The organism is Pseudomonas sp. S35, from assembly GCF_009866765.1.
Taxonomy (GTDB): domain Bacteria; phylum Pseudomonadota; class Gammaproteobacteria; order Pseudomonadales; family Pseudomonadaceae; genus Aquipseudomonas.
Genome location: NZ_CP019431.1, coordinates 133,691 through 155,272 on the forward strand (window position 1 = coordinate 133,691; position 21,582 = coordinate 155,272).

The following is a 21,582-nucleotide window of genomic DNA, read 5'->3' on the forward strand; positions in this document are numbered from 1 at the left end:
AGCGGGTTAAACAATTTGGCGAGCATATGAATGTGTTAGATGTTTTTCTAAATAATATTAGCTGTCAGTAAGTTGCTTTATTTGATGTGGGAAGTTTCTCTGTCGCGGGCGCTACCCTGTTGAGAGGGAGCCCCGCAGCGTTAGAGGGTCAAGACGCACACTGGAGCACCTCGTTAAGGGGTGTCTTCCAGGCCATTGAGGTAGGTGGTGATCACCTCCATCCCTCGCATCAAGTGGTTGCGCAGTGTCAGGATGCTTGCGTCGACTTTTTTCTGTGCCACCAGGTTCAGCAACTCCCGGTGATCTTCCTGGGATGTTTCACCCAACCCCATCGCCTCAAGGTTGAAACGCAGGAAGCGCTCTTCCTCGTTCAACCCATGTTCCACCAGCCTGAGCAACCGCTGGTTGGGGGCCTTGCCATACAGGGCCATGTGAAACAGTCGATTGAGGCGGCCAATCTCGGTGTAGTCTTTTTCCTGCTCCAGTGCACAGATGAACGCTTCAGCCTCGGCGAGATCGGTTTCGGTCAGCAAGGGAATCGACAAGCGTAATGCCTCGGACTCCAGCAGCATCCGTAGTCCATAGGTTTCCGCCGAATTGTCTTCGATCAGCGGTGCAACCACGGCGCCCTTGTGGGTCACCACATGCAACAGCGATTGGGCCTCCAGTTGGCGCAAGGCTTCTCGTACGGGCATGCGGCTGACGCCAAACAGGCTGGCCAATTCTTGTTGACGCATCGCAGTACCGCAGGGCAATCGGCCATCGAGGATTGCATTTCGCAAGGTTTCTTCAATTACGGAGCGAGCAAGGTGGGCGGGAATAGGGCCGCTGATCTTGATGCTGTTCAAAGGGGTCGGCTTCTGCGTCACGGTTACGCTATCCTCCTCGTTAGAAGGGTGGTGGCTAATTGGATCCAATGAACACTAGAGACTGCCCATACGCTTGTCAAACAGGCACAGTTTCGGCTTGTAAGCGGTTCAACACCAGGCTCCCGAAGCCCACCCGAGGCTTCTCGCGTGTCTGACAAGGCATGGCCATTTTACGACATTCACGCATATCGATATTTCCTAACGGTATTTAAATTGCCGTTCTTATACCTATAAAGTCACTCTCCTGTCTGACCGGGAGTGAACTCATGTCCGCCACCTCTACTGTTCCAACAGCGATCCCTACTGCCCAATCTTTCGAGATTCGACCACTGCCCGGCAGTGTCGGTGCCGAGATTATCGGCCTGGACCTGTCCCGGCCAGTCAATGACCAGGATTTTGCACGCATTCACCGTGCGCACCTGGATCATCACGTTGTGGTCTTTCGCGACCAACGCATCACTCCCGAACAGCAGATTGCCTTCAGCCGCCGTTTCGGCGTGCTGCAGATCCACGTGCTCAAACAGTTCCTGCTGGCCAACCACCCGGAAATCCTGATCGTCTCCAACATCATTGAAAACGGCCAATCCATCGGCCTGGGCGACGCGGGTAAATTCTGGCATTCGGACCTGTCCTATAAAGCACTGCCGAGCCTGGGCTCAATGCTGCATGCCCAGGAGCTGCCCTCTGAAGGTGGCGACACCTTGTTCGCCGACATGCACAAAGCCTGGGACCAATTGCCCGAGCACCTACGCAAAGCAGTGGATGGCCGCAGCGCCGCCCATTCCTACACCGCACGCTACAGCGAGACCAAATTCGAAGGCAACTGGCGCCCCACACTCACGCCCGAGCAGTTGGCGCAAGTCGCCGAAGTGGTGCACCCGATTGTGCGCACCCACCCGGAAAACGGCCGCAAGGCGTTGTTTGTCAGTGAGGGCTTCACCACCCGCATCGTCGGCCTGCCCGAAGACGAAAGCCGCGACCTGCTTGCCCAGCTCTACGCCCACAGCGTGCTGCCACACAACATCTATCGCCATCAATGGCAGCCCCACGACTTGGTGTTCTGGGACAACCGCTCGTTGATCCACCTCGCCGCCGGTTGCCCCAGCTACCTGCGCCGCAAGCTGTTTCGCACCACCATCCAGGGCGACGCGCCTTTCTGATTCGGAGCATGACCATGTCCAGGAACATCCCATTTGCACGATTGGCCGCCACCGTTGGGCTGGGTATCAGCCTGCTGGCTGGCAGCCTGGTAGCGCCGGCAGCGGCCCAGGCCGAAGGCGAGATCCGCATCGCCGAACAATTCGGCATCGTCTACCTGCTGCTCAACGTGGTGCGCGACCAAAACCTCATCGAAAAATACGGCAAGCAGGAAGGCATCGACATCAAGGTCGACTGGACCCAACTGTCCGGTGGCGCGGCAGTCAACGATGCGCTGCTGTCTGGCTCCATCGATATCGCCGGTGCCGGCGTCGGTCCGTTGCTGACCATCTGGGACCGCACCCACGGCAAGCAGAACGTCAAGGCCGTGGCATCCCTGGGCAACTTCCCGTACTACCTGGTCAGCAACAACCCCAAGGTCAAGACCATCGCCGACTTCACCGACCAGGACCGCATCGCCGTGCCTGCGGTGGGCGTTTCGGTGCAGTCGCGTTTCCTGCAATACGCCGCCGCCAAGCAGTGGGGCGACAAGGAGTTCAATCGCCTGGACAAGTACACCGTCGCCGTCCCGCACCCTGACGCCACTGCCGCACTGATCGCCGGCGGCACCGAGCTGACCGGGCACTTCTCCAACCCGCCGTTCCAAGACCAGGCCCTGGCCAATCCCAACGTGCACGTGGTGTTGAATACCTATGACCTGCTCGGGCCGAACTCGCCGACGGTGTTGTTCGCCACCGAAAAATTCCGCAACGACAACCCGAAAACCTACAAGGCGTTTGTGGACGCACTGACCGAAGCTGCGCAGTTCGCCCAGAACGACAAAGGCGCCGCAGCCGATACCTACATCCGTGTGACCAAGGCCAAGATCGGCCGCGCCGAGCTGCTCAAGATCATCGACAACCCGCAGTTTGAATTCAGCGTCACACCGAAAAACACCTACCCGCTGGCGGAGTTCCTCTACCGCGTCGGCGCCATCAAAAACAAGCCTGAATCGTGGAAGGACTACTTCTTCCAGGACGCCAAGCCCCTGCAAGGAAGTTGAGATGAACGCGCCCTTGCAAGGCCACACGGCCAGCAACCTGCACACCGTCGCACCGTTGCTGGCGGTGGATAGCGTCAGCCTCGAATACCGCACCCCCGAACGCGTGGTGCGGGCCACCCACCAGGTCAGCTTCGAGATTGATCCGGCTGACCGCTACGTGCTGCTCGGTCCTTCGGGCTGCGGCAAATCCACGTTGCTCAAGTCCATCGCCGGGTTTATCAAACCTTGCGAAGGTGAGATCCGCCTGCTGGGGCAAAAGGTCGAACAACCAGGCCCCGATCGCATCGTGGTGTTCCAGGAATTCGACCAGTTGCCGCCGTGGAAAACCGTTAAACAAAATGTGATGTTCCCGCTGCTGGCGTCCAAGACCCTCAAGCGCCGCGAAGCGGAAGAACGCGCCCTGCATTACCTCGACAAAGTCGGCCTGAGTGCCTTTGCCGATGCGTACCCTCACACCTTGTCGGGCGGCATGAAAGCCCGCGTAGCCATCGCCCGCGCCCTGGCCATGCAGCCGAAAATCCTGCTGATGGACGAGCCCTTCGCGGCTCTCGACGCGCTCACTCGGCGCAAGATGCAGGAAGAACTGCTGCTGCTCTGGGAAGAGGTGCGCTTCACCCTGTTGTTTGTTACCCACTCCATCGAAGAAGCGCTGGTGGTGGGCAATCGCATCCTGCTGCTGTCGCCGCACCCGGGGCGCGTGCGTGCGGAAATCCACAGCCATCAATACGACCTGCACAGCCTCGGCGGTGTAGCGTTCCAGGCGTCGGCGCGGCGGATTCATCGCTTGTTGTTCGATGAAACCAGCGCAGCGGAGCCCGAGTTGGGTTTCGCCGATATCCGCATCGCTTACTAAGGGGGCAACCCATGCGCCAGGAATACGAAATCACCCTCGAACCGTTGCTCAGCGTCCCCGTAGAGCGCGAACTGCCGCTGCGCCAACGCCTGTGGCAACAAGGCTGGCTGCGCAAGGGCCTGATCCTGATCGTGCTGGCGCTGCTCTGGGAAGCGGTCGCGCGTTATCAGAACAACGACCTGCTGCTGCCGAGCTTTTTGCAGACCTTTAGCGCGCTGTCCGACGGCCTGCTCAGCGGCGAACTGTTGAGCAAGGTCAGCATCTCGCTGGTGGTGCTGATCAAGGGCTACCTGATCGGTATTGTGCTGGCGTTCGCCCTGACCACACTGGCGGTGTCGACCCAACTGGGGCGTGACCTGCTGAGCACCCTGACCTCGATGTTCAACCCGCTGCCGGCCATTGCGTTGCTGCCGCTGGCGCTGCTGTGGTTTGGCCTGGGCCAGAACAGCCTGATTTTTGTGCTGGTGCATTCGGTGCTGTGGGCGCTGGCGCTCAACACCTATTCGGGGTTCCTCGGCGTGTCCGAAACCCTGCGCATGGCCGGTCGCAACTATGGCCTCAAGGGCATGCGATTCGTGCTGTTCATCTTGATCCCGGCTGCGCTGCCGTCGATCCTCGCGGGCCTGAAAATCGGCTGGGCATTTGCCTGGCGCACGTTGATTGCCGCCGAGTTGGTGTTCGGCGCCACCAGTGGCAAGGGCGGGCTGGGCTGGTACATCTTCCAGAACCGCAATGAGCTGTACACCGACAAAGTATTTGCCGGGTTGGCCGTGGTGATCCTGATCGGCCTGCTGGTGGAAAACCTCGTGTTTGACACCTTCGAGCGTCTCACCGTGAAGCGTTGGGGCATGCAGCGCTAAACAGGAATAATTGCTCTTTGCCCGCCGTGAACCCGATAATGCCGGCCGAATCCGACGCTGCAGGCAGCGTCGCAATGCTCTGGTAAAGGGATTTACGACCATGCGTTCTTTGGTTTTCGCGGCAGCGTTGCTGTGCTCATTTCAGGTGTGGGCGACCACCAGCCCCGAGGCGCTCTACATGCCCAAGCCGGTGTACCCGCAAGGCATGAACAATGTGCAGGGGCGCGCTCAAATCGGCCTTAACCTGCACAACGATGGTTCGGTCAGTGACGTGAAGGTGCTCGATGCCAGCGCCCCGGCCTTCGGTGAGGCCGCCGTCAATGCCGCCCGACAGTGGCGTTTCAAACCCTGGACGGTCACTGCGGATATGCCGGCAGTGATCGACGCGAAAAACGACATGATCTTCTCGCCCACAGGCGATATCACCGTGCCCTTTCGCAGGCCGGTCAATGAGGTGGTTGGCCAGGTGTGCAGCGCGCTCAACAATGAAGTCACGCTATGGCGTCGCGACCAACCCTCACGCCCTCTGAGCGCCATGCGCAGTTTTGCGCTGGTGCGTGCCTACCTGGTGTTGCCGGTGCTCAGTGGCACCCTGGACTATCCTGCCAGCCTGCTGGCCTCGGATGAGCTGGACAATGCCCTGCCGGAGATCGTGCGCAAGTGCCGGAACCAACCCAAGAGCCGCTACATCGACCACCTTCCCGAAACCGTGCGCGTGCGGTTGTAAAAATCCCTGCTACGATTGCGCCCAGCTCACTCCCTCACGATCACGAGTGCTTGGCATGCAACTACCGGATATGAACCTGCTGGTCGCCCTTGACGCCTTGCTCGACGAGGGCAGTGTGGTGGGCGCCGCACGGCGGATGAACCTCAGCCCGGCGGCCATGAGCCGCACCCTCACGCGCATTCGCGAGGCCGTGGGCGACCCGATCCTGGTGCGTGCCGGTCGCGGCCTTGTGCCCACGCCCAAGGCCCTGCAACTGCAAGGCCAGGTGCGCAACGTGGTGGAACAGGCGGCGCTGCTGTTTCGCTCGGCCGACCAAGTGGATCTGAGCACGTTGTGCCGCCGTTTCAGCGTGCGCGCCAATGACTTTTTCATCGGCGTGTATGGCGGTCGCCTGTTCGACACCCTGGAGCGCGTGGCGCCGCTGTGCGAGCTGTGTTTCGTGCCCGAGGGCGACACCGACGACGAAGCGTTGCGCGAAGGCCGCCTGGACTTGCGCGTGAGCAACACCATGCCGGCCAGTCCCGAGGTCAAGGTGCAGAACCTGTTTTCCACCACCTTCGTCGGCCTGGCACGGCAGGACCACCCGTTGTTCGACGAAGAGATCACCGCCGCACGTTTCGCCAGTTATTCCCATATCAGCATTTCGCGGCGCGGCATCGCCCGTGGGCCGATCGACACCGCGCTCAATGCCCAGGGCCTGGAGCGCCGAGTGGCGATGATCGCTCCAGGGTTTCACGGCGCGATGTTCATGCTGCCCGACTCCGACCTGATCCTGCCGGTGCCCAAGGAAGCGCTCTACAGCGCCAACCGCCTGAAGCTGCCCCTGCGCGCCTTCCCATTGCCGATCTCCTTGCCGACCCTGGTCTTGGCCCAATCCTGGCATCCGCGTTTCGACAAGGACCCGGCGCACAAATGGCTGCGTGAGACGATGCGCGAAAGTTGCCACGCCACCTGGCTGCAAGCCCAGCCGACCTGAATCTCCAGCGTACACAGGGCAAATGTGGGGGCTTGCCCCCTCCCACAAGGGTTCTGTAGTGAACCAAGGATTGCGTCCCGCGCACTTATACCCTGTCAACATGTAACTTTTTGTCATGTGTGTGCCTGATTAAACTGCTCGGGTATTTCCCATTTCGAGTTACCTGTTCATGACTTCCCTCGCTGCCCCCGCCCTTGAGGCCGCAGCCAAGCCCGCCGCCATGACCCCGCCCGTATTCGGCCCGCGCATCATCATCGGCCTGGTCGGCGTGTTGCTGGCAGTGCTGGTATCCGGCCTCAACGAGATGGTCACCAAGGTGGCCCTCGCCGATATCCGCGGTGCGCTGTACATCGGTTTTGACGAAGGCACCTGGCTGGTCGCGGCCTACACCGCCACCTCGGTCGCGGCGATGGCCTTTGCGCCCTGGTGTTCGGTGACGTTTTCCCTGCGTCGCTTCACGCTGTGCGCCATCGGCCTGTTCACCGTGCTGGGCATCCTGTGCCCGTTTGCGCCGAACTACGAAAGCCTGCTGTTGCTGCGTACCGTGCAAGGCCTGGCCGGTGGCGCGCTGCCGCCGATGCTGATGACCGTGGCGCTGCGCTTCCTGCCGGCCAACGTCAAGCTGTATGGCCTGGCCGGCTACGCGCTCACCGCCACCTTCGGCCCGAGCCTCGGCACGCCGTTGGCGGCGCTGTGGACCGAATACGTCGGCTGGCAATGGGCGTTCTGGCAGATCGTCGCGCCGTGCCTGCTGGCGATGGCTGCCGTGGCTTACGGCCTGCCCCAGGACCCGCTGCGCCTGGAGCGCTTCAAGCAGTTCAACTGGCGCGGCCTGCTGCTGGGCTTCCCGGCGATCTGCATGCTGGTGATCGGCATCCTGCAAGGCAATCGGCTGGACTGGTTCGAGTCGGGCCTGATCACCTTTTTGCTGAGTGGCGGCGCGCTGCTGCTGGTGCTGTTCATGCTCAATGAATGGTCGCACCCGATGCCGTTCTTCAAGTTGCAGATGCTCGGCCTGCGCAACCTCTCGTTTGCGTTGATCGTGCTGGCGGGCGTGCTGATGGTGCTGACCTCGGTGATCATCATCCCGTCGAGTTTCCTCGCGCAGGTCCAAGGTTATCGGCCGCTGCAAACCGCGCCCGTGATGCTGCTGATGGCGTTGCCGCAGTTGATCGCGCTGCCGCTGGTGGCCGCGCTGTGCAACCTGCGCTGGGTCGATTGCCGCTGGGTGCTGGGGATCGGCCTGAGCATGCTGGTGCTGTGCTGCATCGGCAGCGCGCACCTCACCTCGGCGTGGATCCGCGATGACTTTTATGGCCTGTACCTGTTGCAGATCTTCGGCCAGCCTATGGCCGTACTGCCGCTGTTGATGCTGTCCACCGGCAGCATTCAGCCGCAGGACGGGCCGTTCGCCTCGGCCTGGTTCAACACCGTCAAAGGCCTGGCCGCCGTGGTCGCCACCGGCGTGCTGGATGCGCTGACCACCCAACGCCTGCACTTTCACTCGACCATGCTGGTGGACCGGCTCGGCAATTCGCCCCTGGCCGACGTTGATGCACCGGGCCTCGCCCATCGGCTGCACGAGCAGGCCGTGGTGCTCACCTCTTCGGACCTCTATTACGTCATGGGCGGTGTCGCCGTGGCGTTGATCCTGCTGATTTTCTGGATGCCCACGCGGATCTTTCCGCCTCGCGCGCCGACCTAGCCAAAAGGAATTTTCATGAAACGCAAAGATAAAATTGCCGTCTCTGTCATCACCGTATTTGCCGTCGGCGTGCTGGTGTATCTGGTCGCGCCAGGCCTGCTGGGCAGCAGGCACCAAAGCACCAACGACGCGTTCATCGCCGCCGACTTCACCTTGGTCGCGCCGCGTGTGGCCGGGTTTATCAAGGACGTGTTGGTGGAGGACAACCAGCAGGTCAAGGCCGGCCAACTGCTGGCGTTGATCGATGACCGTGATTTGCGCGCCGCTGCCCAGGCCGCCGACGCTGACACGTTGGTCGCCCAGGCCCAACTGAAAAACGCCACCGCCACCCTGGAGCGCCAAAGCTCGGTGATCGCCCAAGCCCAGGCCACCGTCGCCGCAGACCGCGCCGAAATGGCCTTCGCCGAACACGAACTGAACCGCTACAACCACCTCGCCGGCGTGGGCGCCGGCACCGTGCAGAACGCCCAGCAAGCCAAGACCCGCATCGACCAGGCCACCGCACGCCTGGCCAATGCCACGGCGGTGCTGGCGGCCGAGCGCAAGCAGGTGGAAATCCTCACTGCCCAGCGCGATGCCGCCGAAGGCGGGCTCAAGCGCGCCCAGGCCGCGTTGGAAATGGCCAGTTATCAGCTGTCCTACACGCGCATCGTCGCGCCGGTGGACGGCATGGTCGGTGAGCGTGCGGTGCGGGTGGGCGCCTATGTGACACCGGGCAGCAAGATCCTCGCCGTGGTGCCGTTGGCCGAGGCCTACGTGGTGGCCAACTTCCAGGAAACCCAACTGTCCCACATGCACGCCGGCCAAGCCGTGCAGGTGCGGGTCGACAGCCTCGACGGCGAGTTGCTCAACGGTCATCTGGAGAGTCTTGCACCGGCCACAGGGGTGACGTTCGCCTCGGTCAAACCGGACAACGCCACCGGCAACTTCACCAAGGTGGTGCAGCGCATTCCGGTAAAAATCGTACTGGAACCCAACCAGCCGCTGACTGAGCGCTTGCGCGTCGGCATGTCGGTGGAAGCCAGCGTCAACACCCAGCCGGTCGCCCGCCAGCACGAGGTGGCCCAGCAATGAAACGAGTTGCCTGCCTCACCCTCAGCCTGATCAGTCTGAGCGCCTGCACCGTCGGCCCGGATTTCCAGCGCCCGCAAAGCCCTCAAGTGACACAATGGAACGAGCCCCAAGGCCGCCAAGCCGACAGCCGCGCTGTGAGTGACCCGCTCCAGGAGCGCTGGTGGGACGTGTTCCACGACGCACAACTGTCCGCCCTCACGCGCCGTGCGCTCACCGATAACCTTGACCTGAAACTGGCCAGCAGCCGCCTGGAGCAAAGTCGCGCTGTGCGCCAGGTGACCACCGCCGAGCGTTACCCCAACGTCGATGCCACAGGGGCTTACCAGCGCAAACGCAACAGCGGCAAAGGCTTGAGTGACCCGTCCGGCGAAAACGGGCGGTCCGCCTTCAGCCAATGGGACGCGGGCTTTTCCGCCTCCTGGGAGCTGGACTTCTGGGGCCGCGTCAAACGCGAAACCGAAGCCGCCGACGCCACCCTGCAAGTCGCCGAAAACGACCGCCGCGCCGTGCTGTTGTCGGTGCTGGCCGAGACCGCCCAGGACTACATCCAACTGCGCGGCGTGCAAAACACCCGCGCCGTCACCGAGCAAAACCTCGAGGTTGCACGCCACAGCCTCAAGCTCTCGCAACTGCGCCTGGCCGACGGCGTCGCCACCGACCTGGACGTGGCCGAAGCCGCTGCCCAGGTCGCGGCCATCGAAGCGCGCCTGCCGGATTTGCAGCAACGCCAGGACCAGTTGATCAACGCCCTGAGCCTGCTGATGGGCGAGCCACCGCAAGCCCTGCATGCGCAATTGTCCAAGGACGCCACGGTGCCGCAAACCCAGCGTCAGGTCGCCATCGGCCTGCCCTCGGAGCTTGCCGAACGCCGGCCGGATATCCGCCAGGCCGAAGCCCGCCTGCACGCGGCGACCGCCAGCATCGGCGTGGCCAAGGGCGATTTCTATCCGCGCATCACCCTGTCCGGCAGCCTCGGCTCCCAGGCCATGCAGCTGTCGGATTTCGGGTCCTGGGGCTCACGCGCCTTTGCCTTCGGCCCGCAGTTCAGCCTGCCGCTGTTCAACGGCGGTCGCCTGCAAGGCATGGTGAATTTGCGCCAAGCCCAGCAACAGGAAGCGGCGCTGGCCTATCAGCAAACCGTGCTGCGCGCCTGGCATGAGATCGACGACCAACTGACCCGCTACAACGCCAGCCAACTGCGCCGCGACAGCCTCGCCGAAGCCGTACGCCAGAACCAGATCGCCCTGACAACCGCGCAGCATCAGTACGTCGAAGGCGTGGCGGATTTCGTCAATGTGCTCACCGTGCAAAGCGCGCTGCTGGCGACGCAGGAGCAGTGGGTGGAAAGCTCGACCGGTGTGTCGTTGGCCATGGTCGGGTTGTACAAGGCGTTGGGCGGCGGCTGGGAGTCGGTGTATCCGCTGTAGGCCGTTAACCGCTGAACTCGCGCAGTCGAGAGTAGGAAGGGTCTCTATTTTGGTATGGGCCAAAAAAGCGGGAACGCGAGCATTACTGTTGCGGGCTATTCCCTAGAGTGTCCTCGCTATGTCCATTGCTGAAAATCCTTACGCACCGCCGCAAGCCGATCTCACCGTTGCAGCGGCCCGACCCGCTGCCTTTTTTGTGGTGGCCCAGCGCAAGTTGCTGGTGATGATGCTGTTGTCCTACGGCTTTTATGGCTTTTACTGGTTGTATAAGCACTGGGATGCCTATCGCAGCGCTACCGGTACCAGAGTGCTGCCTGTTGTTAGGGCATGTTTTTCGATTTTTTTCGCTTATTCGCTCGTCCTGAAAATCAAGCGGGCGCTCGATTTGAAAGATGCGTCCTATCGATGGTGGCCTCATTACTTCGCCCTGGGGTGGATAGGCTGCGCCCTTTTACCCTTTACCTATATCTGGTTTGTATCGCCTTTGACGGCAGTCAAAGTAGGTGTCTGCTTGACCATTGTTCAGGTTGCCCTGATGGCGCAGATTCAGCGGGCAGTGAACCACCTAGAAGATGATCCACAAGGCACAGCCAACAGCCGTTTTACCTGGGCCAACGTAATCTGGATGGTCATCGGCGTGAGTTTGTGGGCGCTGGGAATAGCGTCTGTGTTCCTTGCCCCGTACTAGAAGTGAGCTTGCTCGCGCAGAACCAGTAGTTGCCGCGTGCATGCAGAATGCACGCGAAGTTGTTGATGTCTTTCAAGAATCCATCAGCGATTCTGCAAAAACACCACATACCCCCGAAACCACTCGCTCGCCTGCAAATACCCTGGTTCCTCCCACTCCCCACCCTGAATCAACCCCACCTTGAACGGCAGCCCCAGCCGATTCATGCGCGGTAAATACGCCGCGTAATCCGGGATGCTGTGGCGGCCTTGATACGTCTGCACCACCACCTCATCGACCACTCCGTTGAGTTGGGCAATGGCGGCCGAGTCGGCGTTGCTGCTCCAGTCCATCAGGCCGGTGATGCTCAGGCGCAAGTCGGCGGGCAGGCGGTGGCGCAGGTCGCGCAGGAAGGTGGCGTATTCATGCAGGTATTGGGTGCGGGCGTCGAAGTCGATCTGGATGCCGACTACCGGGTTGCCCGCGTCGCGCCAGCGTTGCACCTGGCCGAGCAGTTGGGTGTAGACGCGTTCCGGCCAGTGCAGGGTGTGGGCGCGGTACACCACCCAGACTTCACCTTCAGTGATGCGCGGCACGCTGGTGCCTTGGGCGATCATCCGCACGCCACGCTCCGGCGCGCGGCGGGTTGAGTTGATCTGGCCCTGGAGGATGTACAGGGTCTTGGCCTGTTTGAGGACCGGCTGCGGGGTGACGCCGCTCCACAGCCAGAAGGCGTCATAGTCGCGCGCGTCGACGGCGGCGAAGGCCGGGCTTGCCAGCAACAGCAAGCCTAGCCACAGGTGTTTCACCAGTAGTACTGCAGGGATTTGCCCCATTGGGTGTCGCCAAAGCCGGTCTTGAGTTGGCGGAACCAGGCTTTACGCACAGCCGGTTCGACGTCCTGGCCGCCGCAGCTGTTATAGCCGGCCGGCGCGTAGCAGTTGATGGCGCGGAACAGGGCATAGGCCTTGTCGTTCTTCGGCGCCTTGGCGTTGCCGATCACCTGTTTGTAACCGTCCAGGCGCGAGAAGGTTTCGCCCTTGAAGTCCGACGCGCTGCTGCCCAGGCTGCCGGCGGCGCGGGCCTGTTCCAGGGGCATGCCGTCGAGGTTGTTGCGCAGGATGAATTCGCCGAAGCAGTTCAGGGCTTGCGGGTTTTTCGCGTCAGCCTGCAACGTCGCGGCCGTTTGCGCGATGCTCGGGCAGGCGTAGCCGGATTCGGCTTTGTCACCGTTCCACTGGAACAGCTTCAAGGTCTGGTTGCCGCTGTAGACATAACCCAGGCTGGTGCCCAATTTGTCCTCGGCGGGCGAGGCGGGCAGTTGCTTGAGGTCGTCGGCGAAGGTGGCGTACTGGCCGCGCAGCAGGTCTTTATAAAGCAGGACGAATTGCGCGGTCTGGCGTTCCAGCGGGTCGCTGGCCTGGGCGATCTGCTGGCGCAGCAACTGCGGCCCGGCGACAGTGCGCAGCAAGATGTAGCGCACCTGCTGGGCGCTGATCGGCGAGTCGCTGGCGAACACCTTGGCCAATTGGCCACTGCGTTCGTAGTTCATCGCCAGGGCCAGTTCCAGTTGGTCGCGTTGCAGTGGCAACTTGGCTTGGGCGAGCAGTTTCAGCCATAGGGCTTCGGCGCTTTTCCAGTCCTTCTTATCTTCGAGGGCCAACGCCCGCAGGGTCTGTTGACTGAAGGCGAAGTAATCCAGGTTCGACGGCACGTCCTGGGGCAGATGCTTCAACGCGGCGTCGGGTTGGTGCTCGACGTACAGCGCAAAGGCCGCTTGCAGGTAGTCGTAAAGCGCCGGCGCGTTGGCGAACGTGGCTTTCTGCTGGTCGAGGGCTGCGCGGGTCAGGCGTGGCGGGGTGCTGGCGCGCATCAACATCAGGTCAGTGACCGTTTGCAGCAGCGGCTCCTTGAGGTTGGCGCTGTTGACCATCAGCAGCTTGAGGTCGGCTTCTTCCACCAGTGCGTCCAACGACACATTGCGCTGGGCCTCGGTGGCCTGGGTCAATTGCCAGGCGAAGTCTTCGGCCAGTTTGTCGTTGTCGTTCGCCAGCCAGTGCACGCGGCGCAGCAGGCCGTGGGCGGACGTTGCGTAAACACCTTGTGGATAAGTGCTCAGGTACCCCAGAAACCCAGCTTCGGCCTGGCTCAGGGCAGACTTATCCACATGCTCAAGCTGCGGCATGCCGTACTCATCGAAGGCTTCGGCCTGGGCCTGATTGAGTGACGTGCGCGCGGTCATGTACAGCGCGGTTTCCTTCAGCCAAGGGATCGTCGACAGGTGGGTGGCGGCGAATCCGCGCTCGGCGTCACTGAAGCGGCCGCTGTAGAAGTCAGCGGCGGCTTGCAGGTAGCTGCGAAAGAGCAGGCCGTGGGCGGACTCGATGGGGTCAGTCACCACCTGGCCATCCCAGTCACAGGTGGTGAGCAATTGCAGGCGAGCCTTTACCAGCGCCGTGCGCTCGGTGCTTGGCATGTCGGCGTTGATCACCTGGCGGATAAACGCGGTGGCGCTGTCATCGTCGTTGCTGCGGCAGCGGCTGCCTTCGCCATCGACGAAGGCTTCGCCGGCGGTCTTGTATGCTTCGCGCGTGATCCCCAGGCCGGTCAACAAGGTGTCCAGTTCGGCAGTGGGCGACTGGTCCGAGTCGGCCTGCGTCTGTGCGCTGGAGGCGGGTGTCAGGCGGTACACCGCAAAGGGCACTGGGCCAAAACCCTGGGACAGGTCATCTTCACTCAAGGCGTTGGGTGTCAGCGCCGCGTTCTTTTTGTCGGCCAGCAACAGGCGCAGGTTGGCCCGGCTGTCGTTGCCAGGGCTCAGGAACGGCAGGTTGTTGCAGGGGTCGAGGCTGTCACGCGATACCCGCCAATCCGGGTAGCACGAATCGTCGGAACTGGCCTGGGCCTGGAGGGAGATGCCGGCCAGCAGGGCGAGTGCCAGGGGTGACAGAAAACCGATGCGCATAGCGTGTCCTTGATCCTGAGTCCTTGGAGGGAGGCAATCATAGCCTGATCCGACGCGTGCTTCGGTGAAGCCCCACACAAATTGCCGATTTGTCCGATTCCAGCAGCGACTCAAGGGCTTTTGTCCTAGAGTGGCGGGAGTTTGCGCAGGTGCAATCAAGGCAGTGGCGGGGAAATCGAGGTGCGTCGGTCTGTGGTAGAGCAAAACGAAAAGGTCGGGGCGCTGCCCGCATTCAACCGTCTCACGTGGGAAGGGGCGGGTTGGCTGAGCCGTCTATGGTGGGTGCCGATCCTGGCGCTGGCGCTGGCCCTGCGGTTTTATCACCTCACGTCGGCGGCGATCTGGGGAGACGAAGGTTCCAGCCTGCTGCTCAGCGAGTACGCCCTGGGCGACCTGTGGTTTCACGCCGCCCATGATGTGCACCCACCGCTGTACTTTTTCCTGCTGCGTGGCTGGATCGAGCTGTTTGGCGACAGCATCTGGTCGATTCGCGGCATGAGCGCCATCCCCGGTGTCATCACCGTGGGCCTGGGTATTTGGCTGACGCGGCAACTGTCCACCCGTCGCGCGGCAGTGCTGGCGGGCGTGCTGCTGGCGCTGCTGCCCACGGCCGTGCGCTACAGCCAGGAAGTGCGCATGTATTCGCTGCTTGGTGTGTGGCTGCTGGGCGCCACGCTGGCGCTGGTGTACTGGCTACGCCGACCCGAGCGCACGCGCTACCTGGCGGGGTATGTCCTGCTGATGAGTGCCGGGTTCTATACCCACTACTTCACGGCACTGTGCGTGCTGGTGCATTGGGCGTACCTGGGGCTGTTGAGTACGGCACCCGGCCAGCGCTTGATCAAGCGCCCGGCGTGGTGGGTTGCCAATGTCGTGATTGTGTTGCTGTATCTGCCCTGGCTGCCGAACCTGTTGGACCTGGTGCAACACGTTGACCAGCTCAAGGTGGGCGGGGACATTGGCTGGGAAGAGCCGGTCAACCTGCTGTCCCTGCCGTCGATGATCTGGCAGTTCGTGCTGCAGGATGAAGGCGTTGGTTTCTGGTCGCCGCTGTTCTGGCTGTTTCCCCTGTTGCTGGTCTCGGTCGTCGTGGTAACCGCCTGGCGCGAGCGCGAGCGCTATCGACCCGCCGGCCTGCTGGCGCTGTTCTTCCTGCTGCCATTGCTGCTGGTGTACGGCGTGTCGTTTATTTCACCGGTGTTTATCGAGCGTTACCTCACGGTGTACGCCTTGGGTTTGCCGATCCTGCTGGCGCTGGCCATCGACCGTTCGTCGTGGCTGGGCGCGGCGTTGTTCGTACTGGTCGTGGGCGTTGAACTGGTGGGGCTCAAGAACAACTTCGCCGTGGATGAACACGACCAGTTCAACGTGCCCGTGGAATTCGTCAACCGCAACTACCAGGAAGCCGACCGCATCGTACTCAGCGACATGATGTGGTACCTCAGCTACGTCTATTACGACCAGACCGACGCCCAACTGCAGCTCTACACCCCGCCCAAACCTGACGGCACGCCGACTCGCCCCAACGCCTACGGCTTCGGCACGCTGGTGGACCAGGACGGCGGCCGCATCTACCTCGACCACTTGTCGGCATTGCCCGAAGGCACCCGCCGCGTGTGGCTGATCAGCAGCAACGAAGCCCCGGACGATTTCGCCCCACTGCCGACGGGCTGGCGCGAACTCAGTCGCCAGGACGGTGGTGGCGCCAGGGCGCGGTTATTCGTACTGTGCAACGCGCCGTCGGCGCCATCCGAGGGCTGCCGCTAGACTCGACTCAACCGCCTTTATCTGGAGCCCACCATGGAATCGCCCGTGCATAGCTTGTCGTCATTGTTCAAACAGCTGGGCCTGCCGGATGACCCGGTGAGTATCGAACAATTTGTGACCGTCCATTCGCCACTCAAGCCGGAGCTGCACCTGGCGGACGCGTTTTTCTGGACGTGCAGTCAGCGGGCATTTTTGCGCGAGGAGATTTTGGAGGATGCGGATTGGGCGGAAGTGGTGGATGAGTTGAATGTGATGTTGCGGGGTGGGCGAGGGGGGCAGAAGGCTTAGGCAAGCCAGCCCACATTGCGAATCGCTGAAGATCAGTACCCTTCCACCCATCCGCAAAATTGTTTCAAAACTTGACGGTCTCCCGTTCATCCACCATATTGATAGTTAGCAAACTAACTGTATGCGAACTATCCAGTGCCTCAATCCCTCGAACAACTCCAGATGAACCTCAGCAGCAGCATGGTGGTGGGCGCCCGTAACTGGCGCAAAATCTGCCAGACCACGCTGGTCAGCTATGGCATCTCCGAAGCCTGCGCCGTGCCCTTGTTGATGATCGGCCGCTTGGGCGACGGTGTGCATCAGGTCAAAGTGGCCCAGGCCTCCGGCATGGAAAGCCCATCCCTGGTGCGTCTGCTCGATCGCTTGTGCACTGACGGCTACGTGTGCCGCACCGAAGATGTTCACGACCGTCGCGCCAAGGCCTTGAGCCTCACCGAGCGTGGCCGCGAGTTGGTGCACGCGGTGGAAGTGCAATTGGTGCGCCTGCGCCGTGAAGTGCTGGCGGACATTCCGCCCACCGACATGGAAGCCGCGCTGCGTGTGCTGCGAGCCTTTGAGGCGGCGACGCTGTGAACGGGTTCTTTACCGGGTTTCCACCGGCCCGCGACTGGTTCTATGGCGTGCGCACCTTCGCCGCGTCGATGATCGCGCTGTACATCGCCATGCTGATGCAAATGCCGCGTCCGTACTGGGCGATGGCCACGGTGTATATCGTCTCCAGCCCGTTTGTCGGGCCCACCAGTTCCAAGGCGTTGTACCGCGCCGTCGGCACTTTGATGGGTGCGGCGGCGGCGGTGTTTTTTGTGCCGATGTTCGTGCAGTCGCCCTACATTCTGGTGGTGGTGATTGCGCTGTGGACGGGCACGTTGCTGTTCCTCTCCATGCACCTGCGCACCGCCAACAACTATGCGCTGATGCTCGCCGGTTACACCTTGCCGTTGATCGCCTTGCCCGTGGTGGATAACCCCCTGGCCGTGTGGGATGTGGCCGAAGCGCGTACCGAAGAAATCTTCCTCGGCATCGCGGTCGCGGCGGTGGTGGGCGCGATGTTCTGGCCGCGCCGCCTGATGCCGGTGTTCGATGGCTCGGTGGCCAAGTGGTTTGCCGATGCCCAGGTCTACAGCCAGCGCTTCCTGACGCGCAACGTGCAGCCTGAAGAAGTCAGCAGCCTGCGCGGCGGCATGGTCGCCACGTTCAACACCCTCGAATTGATGATCGGCCAGTTGCCCCACGAAGGCGCACGGCCGCAGACGGTGCGTAACACCAAGGAACTGCGCGGGCGCATGATCCATCTGCTGCCGGTGGTGGACGCCCTCGACGATGCGCTGTACGCCATCGAACACCGGGCGCCGGAATTTCTCGACCGGCTTACGCCGATACTGCAAGCCGCGAACCAGTGGTTGGAAGACACCCAGCAAAGCGCGCCACTGCAAAGCTGGCGTTCATTGCGTGACCAGGTCGACGCCCTGCAACCCCACGGCGAGGCATTGGACGACCGCCACACCCTGCTGTTTTCCAACGCGCTGTACCGCCTCGGCGAATGGATCGACCTGTGGCAAGACTGCCGCAGCCTGCAAGCGGCCATCGAATGCGAAAGCCAGGACACCTGGCGCGCCGTGTACCGTCATTGGCGCCTGGGCCGGCTCACGCCGTTTCTCGACCGTGGCCTGATGTTCTACTCGGCGTTTTCCACGGTCACCGCGATCATCGTCGCCTCGGTGCTATGGATTCTGCTGGGTTGGACCGACGGCGGCAGTGCCGTGATCCTGGCAGCGGTGGCATGCAGTTTCTTCGCCTCGATGGACGACCCGGCACCGCAGATCTATCGGTTCTTTTTCTGGACCGCCATGTCCGTGCTGTTCGCCAGCCTGTACCTGTTTCTGGTGCTGCCCAACCTGCACGATTTCCCGATGCTGGTGCTGGCGTTCGCGGTGCCGTTTATCTGCATCGGCACGCTCACCGTGCAGCCGCGTTTCTACCTGGGCATGCTGCTGACGCTGGTGAACACGTCGTCGTTCATCAGCATCCAGGGCGCCTACGACGCGGATTTTCTCAACTTCGCCAACGTCAACCTGGCCGGGCCCGTGGGCTTGCTGTTTGCCTTTGTGTGGACGTTGGTCGCGCGGCCGTTCGGCGCCGAGTTCGCCGCCAAGCGCCTGACCCGTTTCAGCTGGCGCGACATCGTCGGCCTCACCGAACCCGCCACCCTGGCTGAACATCGGCACCTGGCCGTGCAAATGCTCGACCGCCTGATGCAGCACCTGCCGCGCCTGGCCCTCACCGGCCAGGACACCGGCATCGCCCTGCGTGATTTGCGCGTGGCGCTGAACCTGCTCGACCTGCTGGCCTACTCGCCGCGCATCCTCGGCGTGCCACGGGTGTTGCTCAACCAGGTGGTGGAAGGCGTCGGCGCTTACTTCAAGGCTTGCCTCAAGGCGGGTGAACGCTTGCCCGCGCCGAGCGGTCTGCTGATGACCCTCGACCGCACACGCCGCGCCCTCAACGGCCAGGGCCTGCAAGACGAAGACGATACCCGCCTGCACCTGCTGCATGCGCTGGCTGGCCTGCGCCTGGCGCTGCTGCCCGGCGTCGAATTTATTGGTGGCACGGAGCAGGAAGCGCCGCTGCCCGATGGAGCGCCTTTATGATCGGTGATCTGGATATCAGCGGGGTGTTCCTGCCCACGCTGCTGGTGCTGATGGGCATTACGTATGTGTTGTTTCTGGTGGTGCACGGGCTGTTGACGCGCATGCACTTCTATCGCCTGGTCTGGCACCGGGCATTGTTCAATGTGGGGCTCTACGCGCTGTTGCTGGGCGCGGTGGACTCACTCAGTCGATACCTGATGACATGAAAAAACCTTTTTTGACCATCGGCCGTGTAGTCCTGACGCTGTTGATCGTGAGCTTCGCGGTCGTCGTTGTGTGGCGCATGGTCATGTACTACATGTTTGCGCCCTGGACCCGCGACGGGCACATCCGTGCCGACATCGTGCAGATCGCCCCGGACGTGTCCGGGCTGATCCAGCGCGTGGACGTGCGCGACAACCAGTTGGTGAGCAAGGGCCAGGTGCTGTTTGCCGTCGACCAGGACCGCTTCAAGCTGGCCCTGCGCCAAGCCCAGGCCGCCGTGGCCGACCGCCAGGAAACCCTGGCCCAGGCCAGCCGCGAGTACAAGCGTAACCGTGGCCTGGGCAACCTGGTGCCGAGCGAGCAACTGGAAGAAAGCCAGTCCCGCGTTGCCCGCGCCCAGTCGGCCCTGGCCGAAGCGCAAGTGACGGTGGATTCGGCCCAACTCAACCTGGACCGCTCGGTGATCCGCAGCCCGGTGGACGGCTACGTCAACGACCGCGCGCCGCGCACCCAGGAGTTTGTCACCGCCGGCCGCCCGGTGCTGTCGGTGGTGGACAGCAATTCGTTCCATATCGACGGCTACTTCGAAGAGACCAAGCTCGACGGCATCCACGTCGGCATGGCCGTGGATATCCGCGTGATCGGCGACAACGCTCGCCTGCGCGGCCATGTGCAGAGCATCGTCGCCGGCATCGAAGACCGCGACCGCAGCAGCGGCTCCAACCTGCTGCCCAACGTCAACCCGGCGTTCAGCTGGGTGCGCCTGGCCCAGCGGATTCCGGTGCGCATCGCTTTTGACGAGGTGCCGGCGGACTTTCGCATGATCGCCGGGCGCACGGCCACGGTGTCGATCATGGGCGACAAACCCAATGACGGAGCCACGCCATGAAACAACTGTTGGCCATCGCCGCGCTGGGTGTGCTGCTGTCGGCCTGCCAGGCCGTAGGCCCGGACTACCAACTGCCGGACAAGGTGGCCGTCAACCGTGGCGACCTGCAAGGGCCAATCGCGGGCGAGGGCGCCAACGTGGTGTCGGCGCCGGTGCCGACCGATTGGTGGAAGCTGTACAAAGACCCGCGCCTGGACGAACTGGTGCGCCAAGCGATGGCCTCCAACACCGACCTGCGGGTGGCCGCTGCCAACTTGCAGCGCGCGCGGTTCCAGACCCAACAGGCTGAATCCGCCGGCGGCTGGAGCCTCGGCGCCAAGGCCGAGGCGCAGCGTCTGCAGGAGTCCGGCGAAGCGTTTTTGCTGGCGGACAAAGTGCCGGTGGATAACATCGGCAGCGTCGGCATCACCACCTCATATCAGTTTGACCTGTTCGGCACCTTGCAACGCGGCATCGAAAGCGCCCAGGCCAGCGCCGATGCGGCCCAGGCCGCCGCCGATATTGCGCGCATCACCTTGGTCGCCGATGTAGTGCGTTCCTACACCCAGGTGTGCGCGGCCAACGAAGAGCTGGCGATTGCCAACGAGTCCCTAAACCTGCAAGCCCAGAGCACCACACTGACCCAACGCTTGCGCGACGCCGGCCGTGGCGATGAAACCCAGGTCACGCGCTCGCAAACCCAGTACAAATCCCTGCGCGCCGACATGCCGCGCTACGAAGCGGCGCGCCAGGCCGGGTTGTTCCGCCTGTCGATGCTGCTGGCCAAGCCGCTGGACCAACTGCCCGCGGGCACCGGCAACTGCGCCGAGCTGCCGCACATCGCCCAGTTGCTGCCGGTGGGCGACGGCGCGGCGCTGCTCAAGCGCCGCCCGGATGTACGCCAGGCCGAACGCCAACTGGCCGCCGCCACCGCCCGTATTGGCGTGGCCACCGGCGCTTTGTACCCAGACATCGCCATCGGTGCCACCGTGGGCACCGTCGGTCTGCTCGACAACCTCGGCCAGCCGGCCACCAACCGCTGGGGCTTTGGCCCGATGATCAGTTGGACCGTGCCGACCAACGGCGCCCGCGCCCGCATCCACGAAGCCGAGGCCGCGACCCAGGGCGCCCTGGCGCATTTCGACGGGGTGGTGCTCAACGCCATCCGTGAAACCCAGACCGGTCTTGCGCAATACACCGCGCAGTTGCAACGGCGCGACGCACTGGCCGAAGCGGGTGAGTCGGCCAAGGAAGCGGCGGGGCAGACCCACCGCTTCTTCCAGGCCGGCCGCGCGTCGTTCCTGGCCGACCTGCAAGCCACCCGCACCTACACCGATGTGCGCGCGCAACTGGCGGCGGCGAACACCCAGGTTGCCATGAGCCAGATCGATCTGTTCCTGGCCTTGGGCGGCGGCTGGGAAAGCGGACGAACGCCAGGTGCGCCGGCCAGCAAACCCTGAACCAATAGCTATGCTTTGACAGGC

The 21,582-nt window shown here is 62.7% G+C and carries 20 protein-coding genes; 17 read left to right on the forward strand and 3 right to left on the reverse strand.

What is annotated here, in order from left to right:
- Positions 1-173: 173 nt before the first annotated feature.
- A complete protein-coding gene (locus PspS35_RS00630; RefSeq protein WP_159932331.1) occupies positions 174-869 on the reverse strand; it encodes a GntR family transcriptional regulator in 696 nt (231 codons plus the stop codon).
- Between the two features lie 266 nt (positions 870-1,135).
- Here PspS35_RS00630 and PspS35_RS00635 point away from each other — a divergent pair, with 266 nt between their 5' ends.
- The 10 genes from PspS35_RS00635 to PspS35_RS00680 all read left to right on the forward strand — a co-directional run bounded on the left by PspS35_RS00635 (position 1,136) and on the right by PspS35_RS00680 (position 11,379).
- Positions 1,136-2,029, forward strand: a complete 894-nt coding sequence (locus tag PspS35_RS00635; RefSeq protein WP_159932332.1) for a TauD/TfdA family dioxygenase — start codon at positions 1,136-1,138, stop codon at positions 2,027-2,029.
- 14 nt (positions 2,030-2,043) lie between these two features.
- Positions 2,044-3,069 (forward strand): ABC transporter substrate-binding protein, encoded by a 1,026-nt coding sequence (locus PspS35_RS00640; protein ID WP_159932333.1) that lies wholly within the window; start codon positions 2,044-2,046, stop codon positions 3,067-3,069.
- Between the two features lies 1 nt (position 3,070).
- On the forward strand, positions 3,071-3,922 hold the full coding sequence (locus tag PspS35_RS00645) for an ABC transporter ATP-binding protein (RefSeq protein WP_159932334.1): 852 nt from the start codon (positions 3,071-3,073) through the stop codon (positions 3,920-3,922).
- 11 nt (positions 3,923-3,933) lie between these two features.
- Positions 3,934-4,782, forward strand: coding sequence for an ABC transporter permease (locus PspS35_RS00650; protein ID WP_159932335.1), 849 nt, complete (start codon positions 3,934-3,936; stop codon positions 4,780-4,782).
- Between the two features lie 100 nt (positions 4,783-4,882).
- Positions 4,883-5,509: a TonB family protein gene (locus PspS35_RS00655; protein WP_159932336.1), complete on the forward strand. Its 627-nt coding sequence runs from the start codon at positions 4,883-4,885 to the stop codon at positions 5,507-5,509.
- Between the two features lie 55 nt (positions 5,510-5,564).
- A complete protein-coding gene (locus tag PspS35_RS00660) occupies positions 5,565-6,485 on the forward strand; it encodes a LysR family transcriptional regulator (RefSeq protein ID WP_159932337.1) in 921 nt (306 codons plus the stop codon).
- 169 nt (positions 6,486-6,654) lie between these two features.
- Complete coding sequence (locus PspS35_RS00665) at positions 6,655-8,190, forward strand: MFS transporter (RefSeq protein WP_159932338.1); 1,536 nt, start codon at positions 6,655-6,657, stop codon at positions 8,188-8,190.
- A gap of 15 nt (positions 8,191-8,205) precedes the next feature.
- Positions 8,206-9,264, forward strand: coding sequence for an HlyD family secretion protein (locus tag PspS35_RS00670; protein ID WP_159932339.1), 1,059 nt, complete (start codon positions 8,206-8,208; stop codon positions 9,262-9,264).
- Positions 9,261-10,691, forward strand: coding sequence for an efflux transporter outer membrane subunit (locus PspS35_RS00675; protein WP_159932340.1), 1,431 nt, complete (start codon positions 9,261-9,263; stop codon positions 10,689-10,691). The genes PspS35_RS00670 and PspS35_RS00675 overlap by 4 nt, the downstream gene beginning before the upstream one ends.
- A gap of 118 nt (positions 10,692-10,809) precedes the next feature.
- On the forward strand, positions 10,810-11,379 hold the full coding sequence (locus PspS35_RS00680) for a hypothetical protein (protein ID WP_159932341.1): 570 nt from the start codon (positions 10,810-10,812) through the stop codon (positions 11,377-11,379).
- Between the two features lie 83 nt (positions 11,380-11,462).
- Here the strand turns inward: PspS35_RS00680 and PspS35_RS00685 are convergent, their stop codons facing one another.
- The gene (locus PspS35_RS00685) at positions 11,463-12,167 is read right to left on the reverse strand and encodes a DUF3142 domain-containing protein (RefSeq protein WP_159932342.1); all 705 of its coding nucleotides are present in this window, start codon (positions 12,165-12,167) and stop codon (positions 11,463-11,465) included.
- Positions 12,164-14,323 carry an outer membrane assembly lipoprotein YfiO gene (locus PspS35_RS00690; protein WP_159932343.1) on the reverse strand — a complete coding sequence of 720 codons (2,160 nt, stop codon included), beginning with the start codon at positions 14,321-14,323 and terminating at the stop codon, positions 12,164-12,166. Before PspS35_RS00690 ends, PspS35_RS00685 begins: the two co-directional genes overlap by 4 nt.
- Positions 14,324-14,503: 180 nt before the next feature.
- Here PspS35_RS00690 and PspS35_RS00695 point away from each other — a divergent pair, with 180 nt between their 5' ends.
- The 7 genes from PspS35_RS00695 to PspS35_RS00725 all read left to right on the forward strand — a co-directional run bounded on the left by PspS35_RS00695 (position 14,504) and on the right by PspS35_RS00725 (position 21,558).
- Positions 14,504-16,090 (forward strand): glycosyltransferase family 39 protein, encoded by a 1,587-nt coding sequence (locus tag PspS35_RS00695; protein WP_159932344.1) that lies wholly within the window; start codon positions 14,504-14,506, stop codon positions 16,088-16,090.
- Positions 16,091-16,123: 33 nt separating this feature from the next.
- Positions 16,124-16,378, forward strand: a complete 255-nt coding sequence (locus PspS35_RS00700; protein WP_159932345.1) for a DUF2789 domain-containing protein — start codon at positions 16,124-16,126, stop codon at positions 16,376-16,378.
- A 162-nt stretch (positions 16,379-16,540) separates the two neighbouring features.
- Positions 16,541-16,951 (forward strand): MarR family transcriptional regulator, encoded by a 411-nt coding sequence (locus tag PspS35_RS00705; RefSeq protein WP_159932346.1) that lies wholly within the window; start codon positions 16,541-16,543, stop codon positions 16,949-16,951.
- Entirely contained in the window at positions 16,948-19,026 is a 2,079-nt protein-coding gene (locus PspS35_RS00710; RefSeq protein ID WP_159932347.1) for an FUSC family protein, read from the forward strand. Before PspS35_RS00705 ends, PspS35_RS00710 begins: the two co-directional genes overlap by 4 nt.
- Positions 19,023-19,232, forward strand: coding sequence for a DUF1656 domain-containing protein (locus PspS35_RS00715; protein ID WP_003187469.1), 210 nt, complete (start codon positions 19,023-19,025; stop codon positions 19,230-19,232). Before PspS35_RS00710 ends, PspS35_RS00715 begins: the two co-directional genes overlap by 4 nt.
- Positions 19,229-20,119 (forward strand): efflux RND transporter periplasmic adaptor subunit, encoded by an 891-nt coding sequence (locus PspS35_RS00720; protein ID WP_159932348.1) that lies wholly within the window; start codon positions 19,229-19,231, stop codon positions 20,117-20,119. The genes PspS35_RS00715 and PspS35_RS00720 overlap by 4 nt, the downstream gene beginning before the upstream one ends.
- A complete protein-coding gene (locus PspS35_RS00725) occupies positions 20,116-21,558 on the forward strand; it encodes an efflux transporter outer membrane subunit (protein WP_159932349.1) in 1,443 nt (480 codons plus the stop codon). The genes PspS35_RS00720 and PspS35_RS00725 overlap by 4 nt, the downstream gene beginning before the upstream one ends.
- The last annotated feature ends 24 nt before the right edge of the window (positions 21,559-21,582 follow it).

Bases quoted from the DNA above. Each gene is read 5' to 3' on its own strand.
- PspS35_RS00635 (WP_159932332.1), top strand. From the start codon at position 1,136: ATGTCCGCCACCTCTACTGTTCCAACAGCGATCCCTACTGCCCAATCT.
- PspS35_RS00640 (WP_159932333.1), top strand. From the start codon at position 2,044: ATGTCCAGGAACATCCCATTTGCACGATTGGCCGCCACCGTTGGGCTG.
- PspS35_RS00645 (WP_159932334.1), top strand. From the start codon at position 3,071: ATGAACGCGCCCTTGCAAGGCCACACGGCCAGCAACCTGCACACCGTC.
- PspS35_RS00650 (WP_159932335.1), top strand. From the start codon at position 3,934: ATGCGCCAGGAATACGAAATCACCCTCGAACCGTTGCTCAGCGTCCCC.
- PspS35_RS00655 (WP_159932336.1), top strand. From the start codon at position 4,883: ATGCGTTCTTTGGTTTTCGCGGCAGCGTTGCTGTGCTCATTTCAGGTG.
- PspS35_RS00660 (WP_159932337.1), top strand. From the start codon at position 5,565: ATGCAACTACCGGATATGAACCTGCTGGTCGCCCTTGACGCCTTGCTC.
- PspS35_RS00665 (WP_159932338.1), top strand. From the start codon at position 6,655: ATGACTTCCCTCGCTGCCCCCGCCCTTGAGGCCGCAGCCAAGCCCGCC.
- PspS35_RS00670 (WP_159932339.1), top strand. From the start codon at position 8,206: ATGAAACGCAAAGATAAAATTGCCGTCTCTGTCATCACCGTATTTGCC.
- PspS35_RS00675 (WP_159932340.1), top strand. From the start codon at position 9,261: ATGAAACGAGTTGCCTGCCTCACCCTCAGCCTGATCAGTCTGAGCGCC.
- PspS35_RS00680 (WP_159932341.1), top strand. From the start codon at position 10,810: ATGTCCATTGCTGAAAATCCTTACGCACCGCCGCAAGCCGATCTCACC.
- PspS35_RS00690 (WP_159932343.1), bottom strand. From the start codon at position 14,323: ATGCGCATCGGTTTTCTGTCACCCCTGGCACTCGCCCTGCTGGCCGGC.
- PspS35_RS00700 (WP_159932345.1), top strand. From the start codon at position 16,124: ATGGAATCGCCCGTGCATAGCTTGTCGTCATTGTTCAAACAGCTGGGC.
- PspS35_RS00705 (WP_159932346.1), top strand. From the start codon at position 16,541: ATGAACCTCAGCAGCAGCATGGTGGTGGGCGCCCGTAACTGGCGCAAA.
- PspS35_RS00715 (WP_003187469.1), top strand. From the start codon at position 19,023: ATGATCGGTGATCTGGATATCAGCGGGGTGTTCCTGCCCACGCTGCTG.
- PspS35_RS00720 (WP_159932348.1), top strand. From the start codon at position 19,229: ATGAAAAAACCTTTTTTGACCATCGGCCGTGTAGTCCTGACGCTGTTG.
- PspS35_RS00725 (WP_159932349.1), top strand. From the start codon at position 20,116: ATGAAACAACTGTTGGCCATCGCCGCGCTGGGTGTGCTGCTGTCGGCC.